Source organism: Citrobacter telavivensis (assembly GCA_009363175.1).
Taxonomy (GTDB): Bacteria; Pseudomonadota; Gammaproteobacteria; order Enterobacterales; family Enterobacteriaceae; genus Citrobacter_A; species Citrobacter_A telavivensis.
In genome coordinates, this window is record CP045205.1 from 4,111,803 (window position 1) to 4,136,755 (window position 24,953).

Annotated in this window: 37 protein-coding genes and 2 pseudogenes; 5 read left to right on the plus strand and 34 right to left on the minus strand. The window is 52.1% G+C overall.

The genetic code is table 11. The annotated features are described in order from the left end of the window. Positions 1–55: 55 nt before the first annotated feature. The 34 genes and pseudogenes from GBC03_22100 to GBC03_22265 form a co-directional block, all read right to left on the minus strand. Positions 56–451: a hypothetical protein gene (locus tag GBC03_22100; GenBank protein QFS72702.1), complete on the minus strand. Its 396-nt coding sequence runs from the start codon at positions 449–451 to the stop codon at positions 56–58. Between the two features lie 3 nt (positions 452–454). Beyond that, positions 455–811: a phage tail protein gene (locus GBC03_22105; GenBank protein QFS72703.1), complete on the minus strand. Its 357-nt coding sequence runs from the start codon at positions 809–811 to the stop codon at positions 455–457. Between the two features lie 9 nt (positions 812–820). Beyond that, positions 821–2,299 carry a phage tail protein gene (locus tag GBC03_22110; protein QFS74101.1) on the minus strand — a complete coding sequence of 493 codons (1,479 nt, stop codon included), beginning with the start codon at positions 2,297–2,299 and terminating at the stop codon, positions 821–823. Continuing rightward, positions 2,299–2,487 carry a DUF2635 domain-containing protein gene (locus GBC03_22115; protein QFS72704.1) on the minus strand — a complete coding sequence of 63 codons (189 nt, stop codon included), beginning with the start codon at positions 2,485–2,487 and terminating at the stop codon, positions 2,299–2,301. Before GBC03_22115 ends, GBC03_22110 begins: the two co-directional genes overlap by 1 nt. Then, positions 2,480–3,091: a hypothetical protein gene (locus GBC03_22120; protein QFS72705.1), complete on the minus strand. Its 612-nt coding sequence runs from the start codon at positions 3,089–3,091 to the stop codon at positions 2,480–2,482. Before GBC03_22120 ends, GBC03_22115 begins: the two co-directional genes overlap by 8 nt. Then, positions 3,088–3,630 carry a phage morphogenesis protein gene (locus tag GBC03_22125; GenBank protein QFS72706.1) on the minus strand — a complete coding sequence of 181 codons (543 nt, stop codon included), beginning with the start codon at positions 3,628–3,630 and terminating at the stop codon, positions 3,088–3,090. The genes GBC03_22120 and GBC03_22125 overlap by 4 nt, the downstream gene beginning before the upstream one ends. Further along, the gene (locus GBC03_22130) at positions 3,630–4,070 is read right to left on the minus strand and encodes a DUF1320 domain-containing protein (protein QFS72707.1); all 441 of its coding nucleotides are present in this window, start codon (positions 4,068–4,070) and stop codon (positions 3,630–3,632) included. The genes GBC03_22125 and GBC03_22130 overlap by 1 nt, the downstream gene beginning before the upstream one ends. After that, on the minus strand, positions 4,070–4,672 hold the full coding sequence (locus GBC03_22135) for a hypothetical protein (GenBank protein ID QFS72708.1): 603 nt from the start codon (positions 4,670–4,672) through the stop codon (positions 4,070–4,072). The genes GBC03_22130 and GBC03_22135 overlap by 1 nt, the downstream gene beginning before the upstream one ends. An 83-nt stretch (positions 4,673–4,755) precedes the next feature. Then, on the minus strand, positions 4,756–5,649 hold the full coding sequence (locus GBC03_22140; GenBank protein QFS72709.1) for a phage head protein: 894 nt from the start codon (positions 5,647–5,649) through the stop codon (positions 4,756–4,758). Between the two features lie 3 nt (positions 5,650–5,652). After that, on the minus strand, positions 5,653–6,609 hold the full coding sequence (locus tag GBC03_22145) for a peptidase (protein QFS72710.1): 957 nt from the start codon (positions 6,607–6,609) through the stop codon (positions 5,653–5,655). A 203-nt stretch (positions 6,610–6,812) separates the two neighbouring features. After that, the gene (locus GBC03_22150; protein ID QFS72711.1) at positions 6,813–7,607 is read right to left on the minus strand and encodes a hypothetical protein; all 795 of its coding nucleotides are present in this window, start codon (positions 7,605–7,607) and stop codon (positions 6,813–6,815) included. Continuing rightward, entirely contained in the window at positions 7,600–9,168 is a 1,569-nt protein-coding gene (locus GBC03_22155) for a DUF935 family protein (protein ID QFS72712.1), read from the minus strand. The genes GBC03_22150 and GBC03_22155 overlap by 8 nt, the downstream gene beginning before the upstream one ends. Beyond that, on the minus strand, positions 9,168–10,751 hold the full coding sequence (locus GBC03_22160; GenBank protein ID QFS72713.1) for a hypothetical protein: 1,584 nt from the start codon (positions 10,749–10,751) through the stop codon (positions 9,168–9,170). Before GBC03_22160 ends, GBC03_22155 begins: the two co-directional genes overlap by 1 nt. Then, positions 10,748–11,326: a DUF3486 family protein gene (locus GBC03_22165; protein ID QFS72714.1), complete on the minus strand. Its 579-nt coding sequence runs from the start codon at positions 11,324–11,326 to the stop codon at positions 10,748–10,750. Before GBC03_22165 ends, GBC03_22160 begins: the two co-directional genes overlap by 4 nt. Continuing rightward, positions 11,316–11,588, minus strand: a complete 273-nt coding sequence (locus GBC03_22170) for a hypothetical protein (protein QFS72715.1) — start codon at positions 11,586–11,588, stop codon at positions 11,316–11,318. The genes GBC03_22165 and GBC03_22170 overlap by 11 nt, the downstream gene beginning before the upstream one ends. Next, positions 11,578–11,955 carry a hypothetical protein gene (locus GBC03_22175; GenBank protein QFS72716.1) on the minus strand — a complete coding sequence of 126 codons (378 nt, stop codon included), beginning with the start codon at positions 11,953–11,955 and terminating at the stop codon, positions 11,578–11,580. The genes GBC03_22170 and GBC03_22175 overlap by 11 nt, the downstream gene beginning before the upstream one ends. Before the next feature lie 2 nt (positions 11,956–11,957). Continuing rightward, positions 11,958–12,245, minus strand: coding sequence for an ArsR family transcriptional regulator (locus GBC03_22180; GenBank protein ID QFS72717.1), 288 nt, complete (start codon positions 12,243–12,245; stop codon positions 11,958–11,960). Between the two features lie 11 nt (positions 12,246–12,256). Further along, a complete protein-coding gene (locus GBC03_22185; GenBank protein QFS72718.1) occupies positions 12,257–12,562 on the minus strand; it encodes a DUF2730 family protein in 306 nt (101 codons plus the stop codon). Further along, a complete protein-coding gene (locus tag GBC03_22190) occupies positions 12,563–12,769 on the minus strand; it encodes a TraR/DksA family transcriptional regulator (protein QFS72719.1) in 207 nt (68 codons plus the stop codon). It lies immediately after the preceding gene. Further along, complete coding sequence (locus GBC03_22195; GenBank protein QFS72720.1) at positions 12,766–13,374, minus strand: hypothetical protein; 609 nt, start codon at positions 13,372–13,374, stop codon at positions 12,766–12,768. The genes GBC03_22190 and GBC03_22195 overlap by 4 nt, the downstream gene beginning before the upstream one ends. Beyond that, positions 13,362–13,769 (minus strand): hypothetical protein, encoded by a 408-nt coding sequence (locus GBC03_22200; GenBank protein ID QFS72721.1) that lies wholly within the window; start codon positions 13,767–13,769, stop codon positions 13,362–13,364. The genes GBC03_22195 and GBC03_22200 overlap by 13 nt, the downstream gene beginning before the upstream one ends. After that, positions 13,762–13,980 carry a hypothetical protein gene (locus tag GBC03_22205; GenBank protein ID QFS72722.1) on the minus strand — a complete coding sequence of 73 codons (219 nt, stop codon included), beginning with the start codon at positions 13,978–13,980 and terminating at the stop codon, positions 13,762–13,764. Before GBC03_22205 ends, GBC03_22200 begins: the two co-directional genes overlap by 8 nt. 1 nt (position 13,981) lies before the next feature. Beyond that, positions 13,982–14,572 (minus strand): peptidoglycan-binding protein, encoded by a 591-nt coding sequence (locus tag GBC03_22210; protein ID QFS72723.1) that lies wholly within the window; start codon positions 14,570–14,572, stop codon positions 13,982–13,984. 110 nt (positions 14,573–14,682) lie between these two features. Next, complete coding sequence (locus GBC03_22215) at positions 14,683–15,192, minus strand: hypothetical protein (protein QFS72724.1); 510 nt, start codon at positions 15,190–15,192, stop codon at positions 14,683–14,685. 3 nt (positions 15,193–15,195) lie between these two features. Then, positions 15,196–15,606, minus strand: a complete 411-nt coding sequence (locus tag GBC03_22220; GenBank protein ID QFS72725.1) for a transcriptional regulator — start codon at positions 15,604–15,606, stop codon at positions 15,196–15,198. Beyond that, positions 15,603–16,130 carry a DUF1018 domain-containing protein gene (locus GBC03_22225; GenBank protein ID QFS72726.1) on the minus strand — a complete coding sequence of 176 codons (528 nt, stop codon included), beginning with the start codon at positions 16,128–16,130 and terminating at the stop codon, positions 15,603–15,605. Before GBC03_22225 ends, GBC03_22220 begins: the two co-directional genes overlap by 4 nt. Beyond that, positions 16,127–16,342, minus strand: coding sequence for a hypothetical protein (locus GBC03_22230; protein ID QFS72727.1), 216 nt, complete (start codon positions 16,340–16,342; stop codon positions 16,127–16,129). The genes GBC03_22225 and GBC03_22230 overlap by 4 nt, the downstream gene beginning before the upstream one ends. 78 nt (positions 16,343–16,420) lie before the next feature. After that, a pseudogene (locus GBC03_22235) lies at positions 16,421–16,678 on the minus strand (hypothetical protein). 365 nt (positions 16,679–17,043) lie between these two features. After that, positions 17,044–17,571: a host-nuclease inhibitor protein Gam gene (locus GBC03_22240; protein ID QFS72728.1), complete on the minus strand. Its 528-nt coding sequence runs from the start codon at positions 17,569–17,571 to the stop codon at positions 17,044–17,046. Positions 17,572–17,578: 7 nt separating this feature from the next. Further along, on the minus strand, positions 17,579–17,830 hold the full coding sequence (locus tag GBC03_22245; protein QFS72729.1) for a hypothetical protein: 252 nt from the start codon (positions 17,828–17,830) through the stop codon (positions 17,579–17,581). A gap of 2 nt (positions 17,831–17,832) precedes the next feature. Next, a complete protein-coding gene (locus GBC03_22250) occupies positions 17,833–18,072 on the minus strand; it encodes a hypothetical protein (GenBank protein QFS72730.1) in 240 nt (79 codons plus the stop codon). Between the two features lie 4 nt (positions 18,073–18,076). Beyond that, entirely contained in the window at positions 18,077–19,015 is a 939-nt protein-coding gene (locus GBC03_22255; protein ID QFS72731.1) for an AAA family ATPase, read from the minus strand. 78 nt (positions 19,016–19,093) lie between these two features. Then, complete coding sequence (locus GBC03_22260; protein QFS72732.1) at positions 19,094–21,079, minus strand: transposase; 1,986 nt, start codon at positions 21,077–21,079, stop codon at positions 19,094–19,096. Next, positions 21,080–21,316, minus strand: a complete 237-nt coding sequence (locus GBC03_22265; protein QFS72733.1) for a transcriptional regulator — start codon at positions 21,314–21,316, stop codon at positions 21,080–21,082. It lies immediately after the preceding gene. A 226-nt stretch (positions 21,317–21,542) separates the two neighbouring features. Between GBC03_22265 and GBC03_22270 the strand changes: the two genes are divergently transcribed. From GBC03_22270 to GBC03_22290, 5 genes and pseudogenes are all read left to right on the plus strand, one after another. After that, the gene (locus tag GBC03_22270; protein ID QFS72734.1) at positions 21,543–21,995 is read left to right on the plus strand and encodes a hypothetical protein; all 453 of its coding nucleotides are present in this window, start codon (positions 21,543–21,545) and stop codon (positions 21,993–21,995) included. A gap of 301 nt (positions 21,996–22,296) precedes the next feature. Continuing rightward, positions 22,297–22,524: pseudogene (locus GBC03_22275) on the plus strand (aldolase). Positions 22,525–22,533: 9 nt separating this feature from the next. Then, on the plus strand, positions 22,534–23,340 hold the full coding sequence (locus GBC03_22280; protein QFS74102.1) for a DeoR family transcriptional regulator: 807 nt from the start codon (positions 22,534–22,536) through the stop codon (positions 23,338–23,340). Beyond that, positions 23,321–24,097, plus strand: a complete 777-nt coding sequence (locus tag GBC03_22285; GenBank protein QFS72735.1) for a TIM barrel protein — start codon at positions 23,321–23,323, stop codon at positions 24,095–24,097. Before GBC03_22280 ends, GBC03_22285 begins: the two co-directional genes overlap by 20 nt. A gap of 36 nt (positions 24,098–24,133) precedes the next feature. Next, positions 24,134–24,943, plus strand: coding sequence for a 3-keto-5-aminohexanoate cleavage protein (locus GBC03_22290; GenBank protein QFS72736.1), 810 nt, complete (start codon positions 24,134–24,136; stop codon positions 24,941–24,943). The last annotated feature ends 10 nt before the right edge of the window (positions 24,944–24,953 follow it).

Sequence of the window (24,953 nt, forward strand, 5' to 3'; positions counted from 1 at the left end):
CAACTGCCGCAGGGGCAGTTGCTCAAGCCGGTTAACATCGAAACGCTGAGAGAGGTTAATCAGCAGTAGATTGAGTGCCGCTGCCATCGGCATCATGTCGCCCCCGTTCGGCAGTCTCCCCGAGCATGTCGTCCATAGCCTGACCCTTTTCTGTCAGCAACTTCAAATCTTCCGGATGCAGACCATAGATTTGATTCATGTCCAGTGGGCCGGGGATTTGACCAATCTGCTTAATCTGCCGGCGCATCATCTCCAGCCCCATCATCACCTCAGAGCAGTACGCGACAGCCTTGCCGTGATCACCGATAACAACGCGCTCAGAGGCCAGTTGCGATTCGATAACGTCACGGGATGTCAGTTCACGCAGTGTCACATCCTTGTGAAGCATTTCATCGACGGTGCCTTTGCCGGTACGCAGACCGTGTTTCAGAGTGAATGTCAGTTCAGCCATGTCTTACACCTTCACACACTTGACGCCGATGAAGTTGGCCGAAACCGTACCCGCGTCTTCGTCCAGTTCTGCCGGGTTATCGGTGGCCGCACCGGTCATCATGTAATTGAGACCGTTGTCACCGTAGAACATGACAGTCACATCCTCCCAGTTACTGATTTCAATCACATCGACGTCGCGATCCGCAGCAATGGTCAGCTTGATGGAAGGGGCGGCCATCTTGCGGGAATTACCCCAGACCTTGCCACCGCCCATATGTTGCTGGCGGGCATAGCCACCCGGATTCAGCACGGATTTCCCTTCAGTTTTGATTTCGCGGCCATTAACACGAATAGCCGCCATACCCAGAATATTTGCCATGCTGGCTCCTTAAAGTTTGAACTGGATGAGACCGGCCAGAACGCGCAACTGATTCACCAGATTCGGGTGACAGATAAAGTTCAGGCGGTTCGGATCGTTGCTGTCGATGGTGACATCAAGCGTGTCTTTGTAGTCCTCGAAGTCCTCCACCAGCCCTGCCGGGATAAGCTCAGTCAGTGCAATATCCAGCAGCTCAGCGGTTGCAATTTTCGGTGTCATCACTGGCTGACCGGCATCGAGCAAATCGAGCACGTCATCACCCGCCAGCTTGTGCCGTGGGTAGCGACTGGTGAAACGGTTTTTGATGACATACCGGATGCGGCCAAGCGTTGCCGGCGACTGCACATCGAGATACGAAATATCGGTATCACCATAGCGGTTAACGCGGTACATGGTGATTTCGCGCTCAATACAGACATTGTCACCCGCATCGACAAAGTGCGTTGCGATACCGTCATGCAGCAACAAATTACGTTCCGGCATGTCCCAGCGAATGCCGCTTTTCGGTGCTTTGATGCCGGTCAGCACCAGTGTCTGGAGTGGACGGGCCGGGTCAAGAGCAAGCTGGTAGGCCGCTGTCGCACCATAACTGGCAGCCCACAACCATGACGGTTCCGGCGCGATGTTGGTGCCGATACAGGAAATCAGCCAGTCATTACGGGTATGACCGAACGTGCCGCTCTGGGCATGCGTACCGCGAAAAGCAGTCCACAACAGAGCCTCCATCATCTTGAGTGGCCCCCAGCGCTCCAGCAGTTCGTCACGAATGGTGTTCAGACTTTGCGTGTCGTTGTACGGAAAGATGATATCCGTATACCAGTCATCACCCAGCGCGGCGACAACCGCCTGAATATCAGGTGTACCCGAGCCGCCCGTAAAGGCTGTCAATGTGGCACTGATACCCGCAGGTGTTTTTTCACCTGGATAAAAGTTCAGACGCACATCGCTGTCATTCCCCGTGATGCCTTTCCAGTTCACTGTCAGTACTACGGTCGCGGCGGCATCAGCCTTTAAAGTGGCCGAGACCTGCGTTGCAGGTTTTGCTGTTACCTCTGTGATGATATTGCCGGCAATGGCTTCGGCGTCATCACCGATGCTGACGCCCACCTGGACAGACACACCATTAATCATCAGTGCCAGCGTACCGGCCTGAGTCGCAGTACCGAGCATCGTGACGGTGGCGCTCGCAGTTGCACCCTGGGCAATGTCAGCCATACCCATCGCATACATCTCGGTATATTTGTTGGCCTTACGGACTGTCTTTGCCATTTCACCCAGCATGGAGCCGCGTCCGTAAAGCTCATCGGCCATACTGTCACCGGTAATACGGTTCAGTGCCAATGGCTCAGCAGTCGCGCTGGCGAGTTGCTGACCTATCACCAGAATTTTACGGGACTGTGCCGGCGCGGCACTCATCGCCATAGAGTTATCGATATCGATCCAGACCAGCGGGACACGAGTATCATCAGGAATATTACCGATGGACATCATGCCTCCTTATCGGTTTTAGGTGTGCGGGACTTCGGCAGCTCAGTGATGATCACATCGCCTTCTTTTTCACGGCGCAGCCAGTAAGCATTTGCCGGCAGTGCCTCGCCATCAGCATCAAGGTGACGGCCATCAGCCTTACGGACGAGCAGGCCCGCCCGCGATGGCTTAATCATTTTCTTACTCATCAGACTGTCCTTCTCTTACGTTTATGATTTCCGGCACATCGCTTACCGGTTGACCGTTCACCACAATGCTTGCACCCAGTCGCAGGAATTCCGGCAGTGTGGACAGGTCGATCTCATCATCAAGCCGAAACTCCTGTTCCCATGTGACGGCCCACATGGTGATACCGAGATTTTCCAGCCCCCCCGACCAGAGATTTTCAGCGTAAATATTTTCGGCCATCCGCTCAGCCTTCATACCCGCAGCCGCTTCACGGCAACTGATACGACGGGCAAGTCGTCCGGCGATAACCTCACAGCGAGCATCGCGCGGGTATCCCCAGAAATCAGCCATCATGATGTAGGCCGCCCAGGTCACAAGGCCGGTCATACCGTTACGGTTACGAATGTTCCTGACCCGCAGGGCTGCAATCCGGATACTTCCACCACGCCCGGACATAAAGCTTTTGACCTGGTCCGGGGTATTAAACTGACCGATGTGACGTTCCACCTTTTCTACCCGGTCAGGTTTTTTTTCACCTTCCAGCTCGATTTTTAGCCAGTTAACAATGTTCTCGGCAGCACTGACCGTACTGCCCAGAGTGACGAACTCCGGACGCTCATTCATTGCAGAACCTCATTCCAGAAATCCCCGATGACGTGCAGCAACTCCTGACTGTTCCCGGAGGACAGACCGAGGAATTCACGCTGCGGAATGTTTAACATACGTTTATGCGCTCCCACGGTTTGCCATACACCGTGCTTAAGCGCCCGACCAAACGCCTGTGAGATGAGCCGCTTATGGGCTGACACGGACACCGAGCCGGAAAATCCTTCGTTGTGCGTCCGGCCATAATCAAGCGGTGTACCCACACGAACGACTGAGCCGCTGACCACATACTGGATACTGTCGAGCAGATCGCCGTTGCCCTGTAACAGACTCTGGTTGCTGTGTCGGGTTTTCGCGTAGCTGTCAGACCAGTCCTGCCACTTCTCACCGGCAGGGCTGGATTTTTCGCTGGCGATGCGCCGGCGGGTTTGTGACTCCACAACAGCACCAATGCTCTCCAGTAGCTCCTGTTGCAGTGACTGGTCAGCCAGCCGCTCAATCGCGCGACGAATGTCCTGAAGCTTCTGGTCGCCTCTGACCTCGACAGTAATTCCCATCACAGCACCCCTTTCAGGTTGTTACGGGTGAACAGACGGCGGTTTTCACTGACAATGATCAGCTTTCCGGTGTCGGTCTCAGGAACCGGGGTGTCAGACGGCACACCGAGGTCACGGGTGCCGTTAGCAATTTCACGCAGGGTGCGAAGGGCTTCGTCGTAACGCTTCTGGATTTCATCGGTGATCTGATGGTCCCGGTCAGACAGCCAGTAAAACGCGATAGAAACCGCAGCACGGCGCAACGGACTCGGCAGGGTCGGAAGATTCAGCGGCAACTGATAACGTTTCGCCAGAAAGGAATTAATTTCTGCATCAGTGTCATCAATCGCCCGCTGGATCTTTTCTTCGTCGAGCTGCTGCGTCTCTTTGTTGATTGCCATGTTCCAGACACGGTCACCATCGGTTGCCAGCAGGTCTTCACGCGTTACGTAAATGCCCATTATTCGCTCTCCGCACCGGTTTCAGGTTCGGTAACAGCCTCCAGTTCGGTCACAATCAGCATCTTTTCAGCCTTCAGACGTCGGGCTGTATCGGTGCTGATCACGCAGCCATGCAGCGGTTTACCACCGGCATCTTCCAGAATCTGTTCATCCGGGTTGTCGCTGACGAAAACATGCACAGGAACGTGCGGCCAGAACCGGCCAGCGCGATGAAAGCCGTTTTCCGGAATGGCGCGGACTTCCAGCACCACGACGTTTTCAGTAATGCGAACAGCTTCTGTATGGTCACGTTCCAGCGTCTCCCGCCAGAGATGGTTTCTCAGCTCATCACCAGTGAGATTGCCCTTATCAACCTGTACAGTGATAAGGCCGGACGGTTCCGGAGTGACGGCTATTCCACCATCACCGGATGCAGGTTCCGGGTCAGATGTGACACCTGTAGCTGTAACCGCCGGTTGTGATGTCTGACCGTCATCAGTAATAACTGGTGCCACCGGTGCCGGTTGCGCCTGGACAGTCGTATCCTTCGTTGCTTTGTCGTCTTTCTTTTCCGTAGCGGTTCCGGTCTTGCCAGCGGCTGATTTATTAGCTTTTCCACTCACTTTTTAAACCTCGTTTACGGTACGTTTGAAGGAGGGATAACCCCTCCTTAATCCGGAGTTACGTCATTTATTACGTAACGACATCACGCTTTGACGTAAGGTGAAACCAGCAGATCAACATCCTTGTAATAGATGTTCGAACCACCACCATCAGCCATGACCGCTTCAATCAGCGCTTTAGCCGCACCACGGTTATTTTTACCGACAACCAGCAACGTCGGATTCATGCCCAGTGGTTCGCCGTTAGAGTCAGTGATACCCATCATTGCGGAGACGGCGGCTTCATAGTTCGCTTTGTTCAGCGTTGCTTTTGACCCGACACAGGTCTGCCAGAAGCCAAATCCAACGTTGCTACGGCCATCGGTTCCGTAGGCGAATTCGTTCTGAAGGAACACACGTTCACTGGTGAGATCGTCGAGGGCGGTGAAATTAAACGGACGGCGCTCCTGGTAAATGATGGGCAGCAGCGCATGTGTGGCATCAATCAGGAACCACGGCTCGCCAGCATCTGTCGTCGGGTCGCCCACAACGTTCGATTTGGTGAGTGCACCAACAGGGTGATCGGTATCAAAGAAATACTGACCGTCCCAGCACAGCGTATTGAAGCCTTTGCACAGCAATTCAAACGACAGCTTGTCCGGGAAAATAGTGGTGTCGCGGCCAAGCTGTTCAGCAATCACGGAATACTGACCAATCTGGTCGTCTTCGATTTTTTCACGCTTAACCTTGACCGAGTTTTCCCAGGTTTTGTTGGTAATGACATACCCGGCCTGAGCCAGCTCTTTCAGTTGACGTTCCCCGATCCATTCCTTGATGGTCGGAAAGTCCTCAACCCAGCCATAAGTGTTAGATGCGCCGGAACTGGGGATGACAGTGGCAATGGTTCGATATTGCGGATTGACCCGCCCGACACCTCTGGTAAAAGCGGCACTCAGGGCCGTCGTCAGCGCATGCAATATTTCTGCGGATACCTGCATGGATTATTTCTCCTGGTTACGAACGGAAAGAAATTCTTCCTGGCTGATGCCCATGTGACGGCACATCGCGAGGTCTTCATCGGAGAGTGAAGTGTTGCCAGCGTCGCTCTCTTTTTTGGTCGTCGTTTCTTTGTTCACGATGACCGGTGCCGCTTTCACAAACTCAGCAAACTGCTTACGGCCTTCTTCTGAACGGCAGGTGGCGAGATACATTTCGCGGTTCGCCGGGGCGACCTTTCCGGCTTCAATGGCGCTGTCCACCAGTGCTTCTGATTCTTTGATGGCAATCTCATTGAGTTTGCCTTCAGCGCTCTCCGCACGATTCAGTGCAAGCTGGTGCGTTTCAACGGGAATAAACTTCGTCAGGTCAGGATTCTCAGCACGGTTAAGCGCCACCTGCTCGGCGGTCTTAATCTGCTGAATGGCTTTTACTGCATCGTCTGCTGTGGCAGTGGCCGCAAGGCCAAGCACTGTCACAATCTGGACAGGTACTGTCATCGTGTTTTCCTCAGAGTTGAGTGCGGGTAAATCAAGGTTGGGTTTGTTGGTCAGTCCTGCGCTGGACAGGCGGGTCACCTGACCGTCAGCGGTGTATCCAAAGGCCGGACTGTAATAGCGGTATTTCTTGCCACGCAGCTGCGCCACACCGTCATCAGTCCATTCAACATGCGCTTCCACCACGCCATTACTGACGCGATAGCCGTCAATCCAGCCGTAAGCCGGAGCTTCTTCGCCCTTCGGTCCTTTCAGCTCGGTTGCATGCTCAATATCAAACGGGAGTTTCGGATAGCTCATCGATGCACGAATAATGGCTTCCGGGTTGTTGTTTACCCACGAACGGCCATCACGACCCGTGAAGGTTCCAGCCGGTATCATCGGCAGCCATTCCGGCAACGCATCATCAGTAAGGTCCGGAAGCTGAAAGCAGAGCGCCAGCAGTTCCGTATTGTTCGGGTTCATGGTGTTGTCCGGTCACGTTGTTTACTTCCGGACAGTGTGGAGGGGAACGGGTCAGAAGGTGGATTAACCGGCTTCACTGTAAACGCTGCATGAAACCGCGTTTAAAACACGTTTAAAAACGCTGTGGCGCGTTTAACGAATTTTTCACGTGTCATCATGACGCGATAATCGTTAATGCCACCACGCGTATTATGGGATGGTTTTTATCTCTCTGGCGAATAACTGTTAAACGCATCCTGTTTGCTGCGTAGCTGTTCCTCCAGTTCGCGGGGTCGGGATATGCCGGGGTTATACGCCCAGCCTGGGTCAATACCCTCCGGAATGGTCTCTTCCTCGCCAGTGCGTTTGTTAACCCACCTGACTGTACGGATTTCCGGTGCTTCAGTGTTGATAGTGCCGTTTGCCTTCATCTGCTCATACTCATACCGGCTGATTTGCCGCGTACCACATTTGCACCCCCAGCCGTTTGGCCCCATGTGTGTTCGCCAGAACGGATGATCAACAGGCAGACAGACATCCTTCCAGCGCAGATGCTCAGCGCGGTGCTCACGTGAAGGGCCGACGGTATAGACCAGATAAGGCATCGCCCGCTGTGTGCGTTCAATTCGCTGCCATTGTCCCGCTGCACGGGCAGTTCGCATGTTGGTGTCATAGATAACACGCATCCGGCGATCACTGCCGAGCTGGACAATACGGGTTTCACCAGTCAGTGGGTCATCCATCAGTTGCTGCCCCCACCATCCACGTTTCACCAGCAGGGGTTTAAGAGACTCGCGAAACTGCTCAAAGGTCTGGCCGTTCTCCAGTGCATCCTCCACGAGCTGGCGAACGTCAGCGAGCAAATCGAGTTGCGTCATCTTTGCCACAGTAAAGCCGATGCTGTGTTCTTCCATCCAGACATCGCGGTAATCAAATCCCGGCTTCAGCTTTTTCGCCTTCAGCCAGGCCAGCGCTTCCTGGGGAATAATGCTGTATTTATCGCTGACCGGCTTAGCCATCGTTTACATCTCCCAGCGACCGGGCTTTAAAACAGAGCATCGCCAGCTGCGTCGCGAACTCATCTGCATCAAGTTCTTTCTGAAGCGCCGGCAGGCCAGCGAGAAAAGATTCAAAGCTGTCAGATTTCTTCGCCAGTTCCAGCACCGGACTGGTGAACGCATCACCGGTACGCTGCCAGTCTTTCATAGCATCATCGACCATCAGATCAAGGGTATCAGGCTGACTGCGGTTAAGCGCGGTCTGCTCGCGGTTCATGGCAACGGATGGCTCAGCCATTTTCATCTCAGGCACCAGGATCTTTGCGCCTTTCTCCGGTTCAGATAGTCCGAATTTGTCACGAATCTCTGACATCTGAACTTCCATCCCACGGTCAATCAGTGGCGACAGTGCATCCACCAGTACCTTGAGGTCTTCCGGCTTGCTGATGCGCAGAACGACACGGGGGTAATGCTCCTGTGGACCGTAATTCATATCCACATAGGGACGGACAAGGAACTCAGACAATGTGTTGGATAGCTGCCAGGCATCCCATTTTGCGATGTCCATACGGACACCATTATGGACTTCCGCCTGAGCGCGTGAACTGCCGTCATCGGTGGTCATGGTCTGCCCCAGAACGGCCTTACTAATCTGAGCATCACACCATTCCGCCATCTCCTTAAACAGTGTGCCACCAGTATTACGGCTGGCCGCTTCCTGCATTTCCAGTTTCATGGAATCAGGAATTGCGCAGCCGGCATCGGAGGCCAGTGATGAAATCGCATCCAGCAGCGTCTGGATTTGTTCCGGGCTGGCGTTGTTACCGTATTTCCCCACCACAATCGGGATGCCAAATTTTTCAGCGAATGCCCACCAGTCCCGGACGGTGTAGGACTTGAGCATATACATGACGGCCACCAGACGCGCCAGACCATTACGCAGCGGCAGACCTGATTTCAGGCGTGGTTTATGGACGATAAATTTCCCCGGTGACAATGGCTCGCCGTCGATGGGATTTTTGTCTGTCAGCAATCTGAAATCACGCAGTGTTTCCCGGTCAGGTTTCAGAAAGCGTGGATCTACCCATTCGTAATCGCGGGGCTTCCAGAGTGTGGTGCTGGTATTCCAGAGGATTTCGCAGACACCGACACCTTTACCAAGACCATCAAGCAGATCGAACAGTAACTCGGGAACCTGCGGCTGTGACATCAGGTTACGGATATCATCCGCAATCTCAACGTCCCGTGGGGAATCACTCCCGGCCTCAACGGAAGGTTCAATCCCGGAAACGGTCAGCTTACGCGTACGTAAAACACTGGCATAGTGCAGATCACGTTCCTCCAGTTCTTCCGCCATGATGAAAAAATCACGGGCATGACCATCGGCGGCATTACGTAAAATCCCGGCAAGTCTGCCGGGACTCAGCGTACTGGCAACGCTGATGCCTGCCGAGGGTGAACGTACACTCATTACCGCCGCTGCGGATTGCGTCTGCCTGAGTTCGTCCTTGTTCACGGTGACCACTTCCCCCGTGGCAGGACTGAACAGCCGGCGAACGGCTCCGGATAATTGTTTAAACATCAGAGTAATCCCCGTTGGTTTTTAAGACCCCGCGTGATGCGAACCTGCCGGTGCTCGTTGCGCTCATCGGGGCGGGAGGGTTTCTTTAACTTATGGACTTCATAACGGCGGCAGTCCTCACGGCTGGCGAGGAAGCCCAGAAAGATAGCGATGGCGGAGTCACCATGACGCTTGCGACCATCGGTGCCGGTAGTTCGTGCATCATCAATACCTGGTACGCCGCGATAAAGCTGAATAGCGCCGAGGTCAGTGATCACATCTTCATGTTTTGGCAGTACCAGTTCATTGTCTTCAAATGCCGCACGGAACCGGGGCATGTTCTCCCGGTAGTACTTGACGGAAAGTTGCACCTGCTCAACTTCATCACCATATTTTTCCGCCGCCTGTTCTGCCAGGTACTGGCCGTTACCACGGGCATCAAGCTTTATGCCGTCGCGGCGGGGGAGACGATCGCAGATATAAAACAGCGCCTGTTCCTGCTGTTTAAACGGCACGTTGCTGAGTTCCACCAGAAACGGAACATTACGCGTCGTATCATCGTTGACCGTCATCGGCGCAAACACTGTCAGGTCACCGTTACGGGCAAAGTCTTCCCCCAGACAGTGTCGCAGGTTCTGCGGCAGTTTCTCCAGTTCGGGAAGAACAACGGTCTCCAGCCATTCCTGCATGTCCACACGGCGCAGCCCGTCTGGCATGGCGTTATAATCTGCCGTACCGGTAAAGCGAAGTACAACGGTCGGGCCTCTGGCCGCACGTTCGCGCAGAGAGCGGGCAATATACACACCGCCGCCGTTCTTCGGCTCGCAGTAGTATTCCTCGCGGGCATCTTCTTCAGTGGCTGTGTCGCTCAGAAGGTTAGCCAGCCATTCCGCCTCAGCCTCCACAGACCAGTCTTTTTTGGTGACCTGACAGATACGCTGATACAGCCCCTCAGCAATGGCCGTTTCAATATCCACGTGATGGACAGAGTAACGTTTTTTTCCGGCCCGGCTGTCGGTGATGATGGTATTGAACAGGTTATCGATACCGTTATGGGTGGAGATAAGACGGACATTATTCCCCCACATTGTCAGCGCCAGTGCCGCCTTGAGCACGGCGGCAAGGTCAGCCTGGAACGCGGCCTCATCAATGATGACGTTACCCTGCATACCGCGCAGGTTCGACGGATTGGATGACAGCGCCTTGATTTTATAGCCACTGGCGAACTGGATGACATAGACCAGAATGTCCTTGTCCTCATCCTTCAGCACTTCTTCACCAATGTCAGATGCGGCACGATCATAGGCTTTGGCCCACATGGCGCAGGCATCAATGAATTCACGCGCCATGTCTTTCGTCGTACCGACGTAAAACGTATCGCAACCGCCAGCCTCAACTGACATTGACCCGTTCAGCGCGGCGTCAGCAGCCTCTGCCCAGGTCAGACCGGTACGACGAGACTTCTCGGCAATCTTCAGTTGAGAGGTGTCAGCAATCCACCGCTTCTGATAAGGAAGCAGCAACTGGCTTTTGTCGAACGTACCCGACAGGATCGCCGCTGCGGACTGACTGGTGAGTGTTCTGGCCGTCGACATAGCTGTCATTCTGCAATCCCCAGAATCTGACGTTTGATATCGGCAGCCGTCTCAGCCGACAGTCCGGCAGAACGCGTGATTTTTTCCGCCTGCTCAGCGGCTTTCTTCGCGAACTCCTGCTGGATCTCTTTCTCACGTTTATGGCTTGCCATCGCAGCGGCTTCCAGTCGCTGGGCAACAAGCGCAAGCTGCCCCAGCGCTTTTGGCTCAACTGTCTTATCGCTGTTAGCCATATCCATTGAGGTTTCAAAGGCGAGCGTCTTGACGAACTCCAGCAAAAGTTTGCCGACATCGGACGTCGGTGCGGAACCAAGTTTTGACGCCCAGATTTCAGCCATCTCGCGGGATGCACGAATCTTTGCCCCGAACTCTTCCATGCGGCTTGCGTAACGGTTCAGACCGGTACGACTGAGCTGCATGTCTTCCGGAAGGTTATGCTCGTTAATCAGTTCATTAATGGCTTCACGTATTTCTTCCTGGGTATGCCGCTTGTCACGCAGCATCTGATGCAGTTGATCACGAACCATATCCGGAAGCAGATCAATCTTTGACGGACGCCCGCGCGTCTGGCGTTCACTTGCCATTCTCCCTCCTGAGACGCTCAAGAAAGTCACGTTCGTGGCGGTTTTTGTCCTTCAGCAGCAACGTCCAGACACGTTTGTATTCCGGGTTGTTGTTGAGAAAGGTGTTCAGATATGACTGCGCTGATTTGGCGTCGTACTTTTTACCCGTCGATTTTTCAAACTGAGGCGCAATGGCCCTGGCTTCAATTTCTGCGCAGACAAGGATGGCAGCCATTTTTCTGATGATGTCACGCTGGCCGGTGCTCAGTGGTTTAATAGACATGGCCGGGGTTCTCCAGGTCGAAAATACGTGATGTCACGTCTTCAATAGCATCCGTAAAACCAAACGCGCTACTCCACTCCGGTGGTGCGCCTGTCACTGCTTCATACATGCTGTCCAGTGCGGCGATAACCTGATCACGCTCCGCAATCAACTGAGTTTCAGAGCGGTCCAGGCGTGCGATCCCTTCAATGGCGCGTTCAGTGGCATTACACAGTGCGTCAATCACCACGCCGGCCTGAAAGAGTGCAGGCCCGGACATCCCGATTTCACCAGACTCACGCAGGTCAGCCAGTCCGGCGAGACGACGCAACTGCTCAGCCTGCTGGCGACAGTTGATCAGAACCCGGGTGATTTTTTCTTTTTCCATAATCATTCCCTCGCTCGTGGCTTTTTAACGCCCGGACAGCTCGCCATCCCGAGCGCTACATCTTCACCCCGGCCCTTGATTTCGGCGACATAACATCCGGATACATCGTTGAGACTGACCAGTCCCTGCTCACGCAGCCATGCAAGATGGGTACGAACCACATCCCGTGATACCCGGTGGCCGTAAGTCTGAAGACAGGTCTGGAGAATGGATTCATTTGCGCTGGCACCGCATTCCATCAGGGAACGCAGAATGACCAGACGCTGGTCGCTGTCGAGAATTTCACGCATGCTCATACTCCTTAACTCTTTTCCTTCAGTTCGTTTTCAAGCAACAGATCGCTGATACGGGCAGCCTGTCGCAGCGTTCCGGAAAACTCCCGTATTTCACCGCGCAGGTTGCTCATATCAAGTTGCAACTGGTGGAGTTCGTGCCGCGACGGCATACCGTCAATGGCCTTCTCCATTGCGCTCATACGGTTGTTTACTTTTTCCATCTCTTCACGACGGGCGTACGTTTTCCCCAGCAGCAGATGGATAATATTGATACCGGACATCAGGACGGCCCAGATGACAGCCCAGTTGCTTCTTACCGTCTCCCATTCCATTTATGCGGTCTCCCTGAGTGTCTGGCAGTCAATGCAGGTCACTGCATCCGGCATGGCCGCCAGACGTTTCGGGTCAATTTCATCACCGCAGTCGTTACAGAATCCGGGATGCTCAGGGCGTTCTTTAACCCGGTTTAACTGAGCATTTAACGCATGTTCACGCGTAGCCATCTCAAGGCCGCTGGCCTTGTCCAGTTCATCCGTCATTTACCTGCCGCCATCGTTTTGTGTTTACTGGATTTGCTGTACCGCGCGAACCCGTCAAGGGTACGAAAACCGAGATATCCGAGCGCCGGCGTTGCCAGCATCAGCGCGATATCCCAGTCCGGTGACGGCATGGAAAACGCATGGCCGAAGGCCGCAGAGACAGCACCGGCCTGCTGACCCAGGGACATCAGCATCACGTATGCAATACAGCTGTAGAGTGACAGGCGGGCCATCAGCGGGCGGGTCTGCCGGACATATTCATCCGTGGCGTTGTCACCGTTGCGAATAGTATCCTGTTGTTCATGGTGTGCCGCCTGACGGTCAGCCAGAACAGCCTTATCCCTTTCCATCTGAATCTGCTCAACCTGGACTTTCAGGGACTGGAGCTGGACGAACTGCTCTGGGGGAAGCGTGGCAAGTTTCTGCTCAAGCACCCGTTGCTGGTCCTGTGGATTAATGACGTTGTTGACGTTCTCAACAATCCCGGCCACAGAGTCTGCCGTTTTTGCCGTATCACCGCCAAACCACCCACCCACGGTTCGCAGCAGCGCTGGACCCGCTTTCATCAGAACGCTGGCAACGGTAGAGATGGTTACTGGATCCATGCAAGAAGCCCCTTACGTTTAACCCACATACAGATAAGACCGCCGGTAGCAGCACCAACTGGTGAAAGAAAAATCAGGTATAGCGGGCTGGCATAAAGCTGGCTCAGAAGGAGAAGAAAACCGCCAACAACCAAGATGACCCACGACCAGAAACGGGCATGCCGGCTGATATGCATCTCAGGTTTAAGAAGCCTGTACGGCAGATTGCCGAGAAAGATGCTGAATCCGATCAGTACCACACCGGAGAGTGCCAGCCACCAGACCATAAATGCCTGGCGACCTGTGAAACTACAGATGAACAGCGACAGGCCGACGAGAATGACAATGCTCCATCCGGAGCGCAAAACCTGTACCAGCGCCTGTTTTAACCAGTCGCAGCTAAACGATTTAAACATTATGTTTTTCCTTATATCGCTGGCACTGCCAGACGATGTCTCTGATATCGACGGATGACCAGCCGCGCATGTAGTAGCTGCCGTGCGTCCCGTCATGACCTTCATAACTTGTCGGTACAGGGACGGGACCACCGGCCATACGATGAAGAACTTCCTGCCGCAGTCGGTCACGTCGTCCCAATTTCAGCGAAGCGTCCCATCCCTTACCCATATCAGCTCCGGGCAACCGAATACTGGACGCCAGAAATCTCACGGCAGGCGTCAGCGAGATTATCCAGGCGGTTAAACCAGCCGTTGAGGAACTTACCCTGTGAAGGGTTTGATTTGATGATGTCGGCGTAATACCGGGAACGGCGCAGGTACAGCCGGTTCATCAGCCAGTCAGGGTCAGCACTTTCAACGGCAGCGCGGGTATTTTTACCGGCGATGCCGTCCACGCTTTTTCCTGTGAATCCGACAGCTTCCTGAAGCAACTGAACAGCCTTTTTTGCGCCGTGCTGGACGGAAGAATCAAAGACGAACAGGGCCACTTCATCCGGCCATAGCGGGCAATACGCGGGATACCAGTAGTCACGAAAGTAAATCTGTCCGGCCTGTTCAACGGTCAAATCACGAATGCGGGTATCAGGCTTCCCATCACCATCAACATCGGTCTTGCCATCGGCCACGCCGTCACGTTTATCTGAAATGCCGAGGTTGGTTTCGCCGCCACGGTCAGTGGGGTCGTTGACATATCCGCGCTCTGCGCTGAGCACGAATGTAAGAGCATTTCGGAATGCAGGAGAATCGGGGGTGTTGTTCATAAAACGGCACCTTTGGAAGTGGATTAGATTTCCCTTCCATCATGTGCCGGACGAAAAAAAAGCCGGATTAACCGGCTTCATTCAATAAATATAATTATCAAATCCACTCACTATGCTTTTCGTAAATCACAGGAGTAAGTTACTGACTCCATAATTTTTCGAATAGTTGCTCGTAATTCCATTCCAGATGCAAAACCTGATGCTGAGTAAGAATCGTCTTCTTTCCTGTTTGCCGTCGCTTTTGTAAAAATCTCAGCGACTTGATTGAGTGAAGTTTCTGGGTCTTTCTTTCCCGTCACCCCCTCCACAAGTTTTACACATTGATTAACGGCGGCCAGTGACTCACCGTCAATATCTTTACCACTTGAAATCACCATTGCTGTTACTGTATCTGCACCTAATGCCCAAACGGTACTTACAACGTTATCTTCAGTGGTCGCTGTATAACCCTGAACACCGTCAACGATGGCTCCTTTTTTCCAGTCTGTTTTTTTCAAGACTCCCATTTTATCAAATTGTGAAATAAGTTTTTCATTACCGGTGAGTTCATCTTTATCAAAAAAATAGTAATACCCCCCAACTAAAATAACAGCCAGTATTAATGCATCAGTAAATTTCATATTTCACTCCCAGCCAAATAAATCCAGTTGATGCTTGCGGTGCTCAAGTTTACGCATACGTCTTATGGCTTTATACACCGTTTTATAGGTAACACGGTAGCGCTCAACCAGCTCTGTGATGTTTCTGCCGTTGAAATCCCTCCAGATTTTCATATCACGAATCAGTGACTCAAGAGTCTGGCCGCGTGGGAAATAAATCTGCATGCCTCCTATCTGACAGCTAATCGCGTAAACCAATTCCAGAGAAATACGCGGATCAACCCCATGCTTTGTCAATTCCCCACGCAGTAGCGTATTCAGTTCTGTCAGCAATGCCGGGAAACGTACAGTCTCCGCCGAGGTATCATCGTCAAGATGTTCCAGAATGCTGTCGTCCTGGATATCACCAAACAGGTCATTCTGTTTTTCGCTCATATGATTACCTTTCTTACCTTACGGGAATACAGGCTGTTGATGGCGTCATAACCACGATTGTCCTGAAAAGCCAGGTCTCGTGGACTCAGCGCCTCCGTCATTTCTCTCAGATGCCACTGTTTGAGACTTTCCAGCACCGTCAGAAGATTGTTTCCACGACACCACGCCAGACTGGCTATACCTTTACCTTTGTTGGTTCTGACAGTCATCTTCGCAACGAACGCATCCAGTCCACTATCACTACCGTCATGGATGAACCCATCAAGATGCATCTGCCTCCAGATGCTGCGGACCTTTGCTGTTATATCCGTTTCACGATGACGACGGGCCGGAGAACGGGGGCGGGTGCGTTTGAATCCTTTATCTTCCAGCGTCTTCAGCACATCCTCCAGTTGCCCGATCCTCAGATCACGACAACTGAGTTTTCCTGTCACTCGCATCAGTACAGAACGATAAGTGTCGTCGTCCAGCTGTAGTTTGCGACGGGCAACATGGATTAGTTTTATCAGATTGGCACGGCTCATAACCCCCCCTCGTCACCAGCATCAATAAACGTTGTATCCTCGCTGCCCAGCACACCATTTTCTTTTATAGCGGTGAGCCTGCAAGCGGCGTCATATCGGTTTAGTGAGTAGAAAAAAGCGGTATTTCTGATGCCGTCGATCTCGAACTCAACAGCAGTGCGATACCACCACTGACCCAGCTCAAAAACCTTTTCAGGGAACTTGATCACCATTCTCATTCACTCCTGTGAATCCGGTAGGTTCGGTGTCCAGCGCCATCCGGATGGTATTTCCAGAAGGAGCGTGGCCGTGCGACAGGATTCCGGCGGTGTGAACCCTATGACCTGATCACCATCAGTGACCAGGCGAATCAACATAGCCAGGTTATCGATGAGTTCACCTTCAACATTCGCCCATGTCTCCCGGCCTTCGACATAATGAATTACGGCTTTGATCACTTCGCCGCTTTCCTCGGCAACTTTATTCAGCACATAGTTCGGCTGCGGATACTTACGCATTGCCTTTTCAGCCCGAAAACGCGCTGCGAAAACCAGTGATGCAAAGTAATCATCAGGGCCATCCATCGGTGATGCCTGTTTTCGCTTCAGTTCTTCGTTTTCTTCAACCAGGGAGCATGCCGCTTCATGGTCTACTGCGGCGGTGTGCGTAACAACTTTCAGTTCATCCAGCAGCGCTTCCACAATCTCTGGTGTGAAGCTGCGTTGCGTCTCCTGAACTATTTTGAGGCGGTCAATACAGGTATCAGGGCCAAACTCAGGCATCGCTTTACGTCTGGCAATATCATCATGAATCTGTTGGATATTGATGGTGCTATGGTTAGACATTTATTTAAACTCCTTCTTTGGCTGCCTGCGGGTGCACGAAGCCCCGGCAGGCATGCCGTATTAAAAAGTTGAGATTTAAAGAGAGTTAATTAATCAGTTACACTTTGTTCAAATGGGATTATTTCGAAATCCTCCACATCTGTTTTAATTGTTATTCCGGCGATACCTTTTACTTCATCTCGTGCCGCCAGAATTGCCTCCTTATTAATCTCCTCTTTATTGCGAAGAAATTTCCCCAGACTTAACTTCTTAAGCATCGCAATAACATCTTCAATCTTGCGAATACTGACGCTGGGCGGACGTGTACGCCAGCGAACTTCACCTGTCGTGAGGTTAGCCGTCTTGGTCTTGCCGTCTTTCGTCAGCTCAGCGCGGTTTGCTTCACACCATGTCTGGACGCCTTTTTGCAGACGCTCAAGCTCTTTTTTAAGCGCTTCAATACCAGGTGCAACATCATTCGTCAGCATGGCAATTTTGTCATTCAACTCCGTCTCGCGGCGCAGAATGACACGGGTAATATCGCCAATTTTACGGATGTCGCCAATTACGTCCTCTCGGGATTGAGGAACGTTCACAACCGCAACGGATTTTGCGCGAGTCTTTTTAGGTGCTTTCATATAAACCTCAGTGTTTAACAATCTTACGGTTATCCAGGTCAACCTTCTTTTTCGCAAACTCAGTGACCTGCTGGATAGCCATTGGAAAAATAGCCGACAGTCCTTCCGCAACCAGATATGAAAATGAACCATCATCATCGGCGTTGTTCAGGTGAAAACTAATTGCGAGTTTTCCGGAGTTCTCGTCGATTTTGACAATTTCCCCATCCTTAATTACGGCATCATCCTCAAGGATGATTGTGATTACTTGTTTTGCCATGTTTATCTCCAGATAATCCGGCAGCCTTCCAGACTGGCTACCCAGACGGAACGGGTGCCACCGTTGTGTGTTTCCGATATACGGGATGCACTGCGTACCAGTTCTGACGGCGGGCAGGTAATCTCCAGCAAAGGGCGACGCATGAAAACCCGAACGTCAGTGACACGGCTACCACGGGAGCGAAGCCAGCTTTGCGCCGCTTCAGCCATGCTGATGTGTTCCGCAATACGTTCAGTAATCATGATGTTATTCCTCACTCAGATTGCTGTGACCCAGCTCTAGCATTGCCGACTGGATGTGCGATGTGCCGATGGTTTCCCCCTTGCCCTGCGCGTAAATTCCGGCCAGCGGAAGTATGTGCGACAAAGAACGGAGAGCGCCGGGACGACGGGCGATCATCTTCAGCAGCTTCCGTTCCTCCTGTCCTCCGACTTGCCACGCATCACAGAAACTGTCCACGTCACCGGCAGATACGGTATTGATGACGTATTTTTTTGAGACTCGGGAGAACAGACGCGCGAAGTCAACACTGCGTTGTCCACCAGTCAGACGATCGTAGACTTTATGGTTTCCGACCAGAGCCAGACCAACACCGCATTCTTCCTGGAGAATACGCAGTTCTTCCACTGCATCCAGACTCAGCCAGTCGGCCTCATCCACGACTATCAGACCCCGTGTCTCCGGCAAACGCTGGCGCAACAGGCGGGACAACGCACCACGACGATATGGCGCATCAGCAATACCCATTTTCAGCGCCAGTTCGTACAGCGTTTCCAGTTCGTTACTGCGGGACTTGCTGGCGGTGATATGCCAGACATTATTGCCACTGGCTGCATACTGCCTGATGGCTTTGGTTTTACCCACGCCGGGGTTTCCATAAACCAGCACGATCGTCCCGGCAAGCTGCGCCCACGTCAGGGTCGCCAGTATTTTTTTGGCCGTTGGTGTTTCAACAAAGTCAGGGGCCACGGGTAATGTGGTACTGGCTGTATTATGATTTTCCAGCCATGTTGCCAGACTGGCGGCGACTGCATCATTGTCACCTTTGTATTTCTCATTCAGGAACTGAGAAACCGTCGCTGTGGATGTACCGATTTCACGTGCAAGAGCTGCACCGGTAATCACTTTATTGTCGATTAATACGCGGATGGAGTTACGCACGTCATTATGAGTAAATTGCGCCATGATTTTTTATCCTGTATGTTTAATTTGCTGTTCACGGTTTTTGATTAATTAAAAGGCGACGATTCCAACGTCGCTTTTTCATTTCCGCGACCGTTTCGCCTGATTAACGAATGTCTCAAAAATCACATCATTCTCATTCTGTGTATCCTGTATTTCCTCCACACGCCGGACGGTATTCCCCATATTGAACACGCGCTCCACAACATGGCGTTCTGGTTGTTCCGCATGCTCTGTTTTTGGCAGCAGGTCATTCACTTCAATCGCTGTCATGCGGTTGAGTGCCTTGGTCGCTTTCTTCGTACTGCGCATCATTTCACGGCGGGCACGGTTATGTTCACGACCAGCCTCGGTGTCGCCAAACGCCACTGCGGCGCGGCATTCCGCCATGCAGAGGAAACGGCCATCAAGGTCATAACAAGCCACTTCGCTGTGAAGGTTGCGCGGATCAAAACGGACTGTGATTTTGCGGCTGCGATGGCTGACAAGCTGCTCGCTCCAGTAGGTATTCTTACGGCCAAACAGGGAGCCGCCGCTTTCCATCGTAAATTCTCCTGTTGGTTTCACGCGAACAGACTCTGCTGGCAGCATGAACTGACGGATCTGTTCTTCTGTTAAACGGGTGATTACAGACTGGCTGTAACTCTTCTCGAAAGCCTGATCAAATGACAGTTCACCACGGCACATTTCCGTTTTGCGCTGAGTCTTCCTGTTAAACATGGCGACACCTTCACTGATAATTTCCATAAAGGTCTCAACATCAACAGCCCTGCTGCCATAGTTCTCTGGCTTGGAACTGACATTTTCACCGGCAAATGCGCCAGCCAGTGCCGGGTGTTTATCGATGTATTCCCCCAGGCCGCCCACACCGAAGGCTCGTTCAACGGGTTTGGCCTGGCCCCAGCCTTTACCACCAATAACGCCTGTCCAGTGCAGCTTGATACCCAGCAGTGGGATGATCCCCATCGGGTCATCTTCACGGACTTTGAAGCGATAGCGGTTAGGAACGCCACCTGACAGCCATTTGTTCGCCGCTGCACGTGTGTTGTCTATCGTTATGTGCTGTGGCTTCCCGTAGGTTTTCAGTGTATCCATGAGTGACAGACGGATACTGTCGCTGTTTTCTGATACATCAGCCCGCCAGCCAACAATTTTGCGGCTGTGGACGTCCTGCCAGAACCATGTTTTAGGGCGAATGATTTCACCGTTAAACCAGCGGACAAACACGTTGTGCTGATAGCCGTCACCGTTAATCCATTCCATCGCATGCAACTGTGCGACAGTGCGCTGTTGTGACGGATGCATCTGCGCCAGTGCGTTTTCACCTTCACGAGTGGCAACGACAATACGCGGGTCAACTTCACGTTCCAGTTTACGGCGCAGGGTGCGTTCGGCAGGAATGGTCCAGCCATGTGTTTCTGCGGCGATTTCCAGGCGCTCATAACATTTGGAGAAAAATGGCGCTTCATTACGCAGGTAATCCCCCAGGAGGAACTGCCAGGCATCATCAGAGATTTCAGCAGAACGCCCTGTAACGCGTTTTTCGCGAACCCGGCGATCAAGCAGAACCGGTCCCCAGAGGTCGGGACTGAAGTCCTTCACTTTGTAGTACAGGTTGCGCAGTGTTCCCTCACTGATTTGCAGTTGCTTTGCTGCAAGGGTAATTGCCTTGCGATTGCCAATGCCCGACGCCATCAGCTCAGCCACCAGCGCGGCAGCTTTAGTGCGACGTTCTGCATGCAGTCTCTGTTCGCCAGTCGCTTTTTCCCATGCTGACCAGAGACGCTGACGATTAAGGTCATCGGCAGCAACACGTTCAGGCTCTTGCGGTAAAGTAATGAGTCCGGATGAGGTTTCAATCAGCCCACAGGTAGCCAGCAATTCAGCACGAACTTCCGGTGGTAAAACTGATATGTGGTATTCAAATGCTTTGGTGCCGGCACGTTTACGGCGTAGCTCGCTGCGACCTGCGACCAAAGCTTCAAGACGATTACGGATACCTGGCTCAGTGGTAGGCATCGAGGATAACTCCATACTTTCTTTTACTGTAATCCACAGTTCATTCATTTACGCCACCGCCTTTTGAATCGTACTTTCATAGCGACTCGGCCATATATCACTGGCCTTGAGCCCTAAGAATTCTGCAATTATCTTTTCTCCTTTAGGCCAATGATTGCGGAATACATTACGAAGTGTTGATTCCGCTAACCCATTCATTCGAGACAACTGACTAGTCGTCATGCCTCGTTTTCTAATCGCTGCTTTGATGTCTTCTGGGTGCCAGTCTTGGCTTTTGGTCACCATTCTGCGATCCTTAAATGTTTACACACTCCGTTTAACCGGATGGTTAAACGCTACGTGTAACAGAATGGCACACAAAAGAAAGCGTGTAAAGTAAGTCACTTTCTTTGTGTGTTTGGGTGTGGGAGTGCATTTCATTGTTAATGCGTTGATTTTAAATAAAAAATTCAAAAGAAAACAAATAAAAAGTTGTTTTCTTTTTTCTTACACAAAAAGAAAGGATGGCGTTATGGCAAAAGAATGGGTGACTGTCCAAGAGTGTATGGGGATTCCAGGGTTTCCTAACACCGCTCCTGCTGTACGAAAACGACTGGAAGATTTAGCCTCTGGGATTGAGGGGAGTAAGAGGAAAAAACCTGGTTCAAAAGCATTTGAGTACAGCACAAAAATACTTCCGAGATATGCGAGAAGTGTTTTTGATAACAGCTTGGAAGTTGATGAGAATGATGCCAGTGATGATATTTATCGTACTGATTTACTTGAGTTTTGGATAATGATTTTTAAACTATTGACACCTAGACAACAAAAAGAGTGCATCGAACTTTTTAAAAATCGGGGCATTCAAGCATTGCTACCCGCGATCTTAAATTCAGATGATAACAAAGAGATTTTTGAACAATGTGATTCAGATGGACAGGTTCAGGTCGCGCCAGGGCTGAGCACGCATAATAAAGCCGGCTGATTGCGGCGGTGCTCAATTGGCGGGCTTTATCTTCGCACCTCCTGTGGGTATGTTTTAAGCTACTTTTAAATCCCGTTAAATGCTTTAAAATTATCCGCAATGCGATCCAAATCTATATGACACAAAACTGTTATTACTATCTGATGATCTAATGTTGACGATCTGTCTGATTTTCAACTCATCGAATAGCCCATTGCTGTGCGAAGCCTCACAACTCAAGACTTCCTCCCGCTTATTCTCATGAATTCCCGGTTGTTTCCGGGTTCTCAGTTTGATCCATACATCACTGTCACTACTCACTGGTCATGAAGGCATTGCCAGCGCACTTAGCGAAATTGCGGCGGACCATACTGCGGCGCTCCTGGCCAATCATGGCCCGGTAGTCAGTGGTCGCTCACTTCGTGAGGCGGTTTTTAATGCCGAAGAGCTGGAAGACAGCGCCCGCATCTGGCTGACCTTAAAACCCCTCGGTTACGTGCCGCTCACGGCGGAAGCGGTGGCTGAACTCGAACAATCCCAGCGAGCATGAGGTGAAATGATGATCCCCGAACAACGACGTGATTTTATCTACCGCTACGTGCATGAAAAAAACGTCGCCTCGTTTAATGAGCTGGCGGATCTGATGAGCGTGTCACACATGACCGTGCGTCGCGATATTCAGTTGCTGGAAGAAGAAGGCAAAGTCATCTCGATTAATGGCGGGGTGAAACTCAACAATCTGCTGAAATCGGAGCTGCCGTGGCGGGAAAAGGCCGAACTGCATCATGAGGTGAAGCGGCGGATGGGACAGCTTGCCGCAATGCTGATCGAACCGGGGCAAACGCTGTATCTGGATGCCGGCACCTCACTGTTTGAAGTGGCGAAAGCGGTCGCCGCCAGCCACTGCTTCAACCTGACGGTGGTAACGAATGATTTTTCCATCAGCCACTACCTGATGGACATGCCGCACATCACGCTGTATCACACCGGAGGTCTGGTGGATCAGCGCAACCGTTCCTGCCTTGGGAAAAGCGCTGCCAGCTTTCTGCGCACGATTAACATCGACGTGGCGTTTCTCAGCTCGTCCTCATGGGATACCGAACGCGGTATGTCGACCCCCAGCGAGGGCAAAGCCTCGGTGAAAGAGGCGGTGCTCACCGTCTCCCGCCGTCGGGTGCTGGTCTGCGACAGCAGTAAATTTGGCAAATACGGGATGTTCCACATCTGCTCGCTGGATCAACTGACCGACATTATTTCGGATAACCAGTTACCCGATGTGGCGCAGGACACCATTGCCAGCCAGGGCGTGAAACTGCATCTGGTTGATTGCCGGGAGGGAACGCACCATGCTGAAGTTAGCGGCTAACCTCGACTGGCTGTTTTGTGAACACCCCATTGCCGGACGCTTTCAGGCAGCTAAGGCGGCGGGTTTCCACGGCGTTGAAGGGCTGTTTCTCTGGCAGCATTCGCTGGACGTTCTACTGGCAGCGCAGCAGGAAACCGGCCTGCCAGTAGCGTTGATGAACGCCCCGGCGGGTAACTGGCAGGCAGGTGAACGTGGGCTGGCATCCCTGCCTGAGCGTGATGAGGAATATCAGCGCAGTCTGATGATTGCCCGCGATTACGCCACGGCGTTAGGGTGTCGCAAGGTGCACGTCATGGCCGGACTGCGCGTGGACACGCTTTCCGCCAGCGCCCAGCGCGAACGATTGACTGACAGACTGCGTATCGCCTGTGACGTCATGGTCGAGGCCGGAATCGACGTACTGATTGAACCCCTAAATCCGCAAGATATGCCAGGTTATTTCGTCGACAGCTTTCCTCTGGCCGAAAGTCTGATTAACGAAGTGGACAGAAAAAATATCGGCTTACAGTTTGATATTTATCACTGCCAAAAAATACACGGTAATGTTGCGCATTTTATTGAACGCTATTTACCGATAATTAAACATTTTCAGATTGCTTCTGTGCCTGGTCGCCATGAGCCAGGAACGGGAGAATTAAACGAAGCATGGCTCTTTGATTTTATTAAGCAGACAGGTTATCAGGGCTGGATGGGTTGTGAATACAAACCGTCAACACCAGGGCCCGAATCGTTACGCTGGATGACACCGTACTTATAATTTTAATATCTCTGTACCGGAATACCGGAGGAACACATGTCGGATACTGTTATTATCTCGTTGGCACCCGTTGCCGCGGATTGCCCCAGAGTTATACCCGAAGAACTGGCGCAGGAAATATTGGCCAGCGTCGAACATGGTGCGGCAATAGTGCATTTACACGTTCGCGATAAGCAGGGTCGCCTGACGCCGGACACCACGGATTTTCAGGCGACAATCGATGACGTCATGCGCCATTCTGACCTGATTATTCAGGCCTCTACCGGTGGTGTCTCCGCTATGTCGATTGCCGAACGCTGCGCGCCGCTGGATTGCCCCGGCGTCGAAATGGCCTCGCTGAACGTCGGCTCCGTTAACCTCGGCGATGCCGTGTATTTTAATCCCGGACCGGACGTCGAATATTGTTCCCAACAAATTACCCAGCGTTCAATTATTCCTGAATTCGAAGTCTTTGAAATAGGGATGATTAATAACATCCTGGCGCTGGAAGAAAAAATTCAGTTCAGAAAACCCATGTTATTCAATATTGTTCTCGGACATCGTGGAAGTTCCCCGGCGACGGTTGATGCGTTAATTGCCTTGCGGAGTATGATTCCACGTGACGCTTTGTGGGGAATTACGCATTTTGGCCGTAAGAACTTCGATATTATTGCAGCAGCGGTCGGAATGGGTGCCAGTGAAGTGAGGATTGGTTTTGAAGACAGCTATTATTTAAGCGCAGAAGAGAAAGCCCAGCATAATTATCAGCAAGTTGCCAAACTCGCCACGCTTATTCGCAGTATGGATAAAAAGGTCGCCACGCCAGATATTGCGCGGCAAATGTTAGCTATTCCACCACGACAGTAATAACGAGAGA

Coding starts and splice junctions, on each gene's coding strand:
- GBC03_22100 (QFS72702.1), bottom strand. CDS start 451: ATGGCTGAACTGACATTCACTCTGAAACACGGTCTGCGTACCGGCAAA.
- GBC03_22105 (QFS72703.1), bottom strand. CDS start 811: ATGGCAAATATTCTGGGTATGGCGGCTATTCGTGTTAATGGCCGCGAA.
- GBC03_22110 (QFS74101.1), bottom strand. CDS start 2,299: ATGTCCATCGGTAATATTCCTGATGATACTCGTGTCCCGCTGGTCTGG.
- GBC03_22115 (QFS72704.1), bottom strand. CDS start 2,487: ATGAGTAAGAAAATGATTAAGCCATCGCGGGCGGGCCTGCTCGTCCGT.
- GBC03_22120 (QFS72705.1), bottom strand. CDS start 3,091: ATGAATGAGCGTCCGGAGTTCGTCACTCTGGGCAGTACGGTCAGTGCT.
- GBC03_22125 (QFS72706.1), bottom strand. CDS start 3,630: ATGGGAATTACTGTCGAGGTCAGAGGCGACCAGAAGCTTCAGGACATT.
- GBC03_22130 (QFS72707.1), bottom strand. CDS start 4,070: ATGGGCATTTACGTAACGCGTGAAGACCTGCTGGCAACCGATGGTGAC.
- GBC03_22140 (QFS72709.1), bottom strand. CDS start 5,649: ATGCAGGTATCCGCAGAAATATTGCATGCGCTGACGACGGCCCTGAGT.
- GBC03_22145 (QFS72710.1), bottom strand. CDS start 6,609: ATGAACCCGAACAATACGGAACTGCTGGCGCTCTGCTTTCAGCTTCCG.
- GBC03_22150 (QFS72711.1), bottom strand. CDS start 7,607: ATGGCTAAGCCGGTCAGCGATAAATACAGCATTATTCCCCAGGAAGCG.
- GBC03_22155 (QFS72712.1), bottom strand. CDS start 9,168: ATGTTTAAACAATTATCCGGAGCCGTTCGCCGGCTGTTCAGTCCTGCC.
- GBC03_22160 (QFS72713.1), bottom strand. CDS start 10,751: ATGACAGCTATGTCGACGGCCAGAACACTCACCAGTCAGTCCGCAGCG.
- GBC03_22165 (QFS72714.1), bottom strand. CDS start 11,326: ATGGCAAGTGAACGCCAGACGCGCGGGCGTCCGTCAAAGATTGATCTG.
- GBC03_22170 (QFS72715.1), bottom strand. CDS start 11,588: ATGTCTATTAAACCACTGAGCACCGGCCAGCGTGACATCATCAGAAAA.
- GBC03_22175 (QFS72716.1), bottom strand. CDS start 11,955: ATGGAAAAAGAAAAAATCACCCGGGTTCTGATCAACTGTCGCCAGCAG.
- GBC03_22180 (QFS72717.1), bottom strand. CDS start 12,245: ATGCGTGAAATTCTCGACAGCGACCAGCGTCTGGTCATTCTGCGTTCC.
- GBC03_22185 (QFS72718.1), bottom strand. CDS start 12,562: ATGGAATGGGAGACGGTAAGAAGCAACTGGGCTGTCATCTGGGCCGTC.
- GBC03_22190 (QFS72719.1), bottom strand. CDS start 12,769: ATGACGGATGAACTGGACAAGGCCAGCGGCCTTGAGATGGCTACGCGT.
- GBC03_22195 (QFS72720.1), bottom strand. CDS start 13,374: ATGGATCCAGTAACCATCTCTACCGTTGCCAGCGTTCTGATGAAAGCG.
- GBC03_22200 (QFS72721.1), bottom strand. CDS start 13,769: ATGTTTAAATCGTTTAGCTGCGACTGGTTAAAACAGGCGCTGGTACAG.
- GBC03_22205 (QFS72722.1), bottom strand. CDS start 13,980: ATGGGTAAGGGATGGGACGCTTCGCTGAAATTGGGACGACGTGACCGA.
- GBC03_22210 (QFS72723.1), bottom strand. CDS start 14,572: ATGAACAACACCCCCGATTCTCCTGCATTCCGAAATGCTCTTACATTC.
- GBC03_22215 (QFS72724.1), bottom strand. CDS start 15,192: ATGAAATTTACTGATGCATTAATACTGGCTGTTATTTTAGTTGGGGGG.
- GBC03_22220 (QFS72725.1), bottom strand. CDS start 15,606: ATGAGCGAAAAACAGAATGACCTGTTTGGTGATATCCAGGACGACAGC.
- GBC03_22225 (QFS72726.1), bottom strand. CDS start 16,130: ATGAGCCGTGCCAATCTGATAAAACTAATCCATGTTGCCCGTCGCAAA.
- GBC03_22230 (QFS72727.1), bottom strand. CDS start 16,342: ATGGTGATCAAGTTCCCTGAAAAGGTTTTTGAGCTGGGTCAGTGGTGG.
- GBC03_22240 (QFS72728.1), bottom strand. CDS start 17,571: ATGAAAGCACCTAAAAAGACTCGCGCAAAATCCGTTGCGGTTGTGAAC.
- GBC03_22245 (QFS72729.1), bottom strand. CDS start 17,830: ATGGCAAAACAAGTAATCACAATCATCCTTGAGGATGATGCCGTAATT.
- GBC03_22250 (QFS72730.1), bottom strand. CDS start 18,072: ATGATTACTGAACGTATTGCGGAACACATCAGCATGGCTGAAGCGGCG.
- GBC03_22255 (QFS72731.1), bottom strand. CDS start 19,015: ATGGCGCAATTTACTCATAATGACGTGCGTAACTCCATCCGCGTATTA.
- GBC03_22260 (QFS72732.1), bottom strand. CDS start 21,079: ATGAATGAACTGTGGATTACAGTAAAAGAAAGTATGGAGTTATCCTCG.
- GBC03_22265 (QFS72733.1), bottom strand. CDS start 21,316: ATGGTGACCAAAAGCCAAGACTGGCACCCAGAAGACATCAAAGCAGCG.
- GBC03_22270 (QFS72734.1), top strand. CDS start 21,543: ATGGCAAAAGAATGGGTGACTGTCCAAGAGTGTATGGGGATTCCAGGG.
- GBC03_22280 (QFS74102.1), top strand. CDS start 22,534: ATGATCCCCGAACAACGACGTGATTTTATCTACCGCTACGTGCATGAA.
- GBC03_22285 (QFS72735.1), top strand. CDS start 23,321: ATGCTGAAGTTAGCGGCTAACCTCGACTGGCTGTTTTGTGAACACCCC.
- GBC03_22290 (QFS72736.1), top strand. CDS start 24,134: ATGTCGGATACTGTTATTATCTCGTTGGCACCCGTTGCCGCGGATTGC.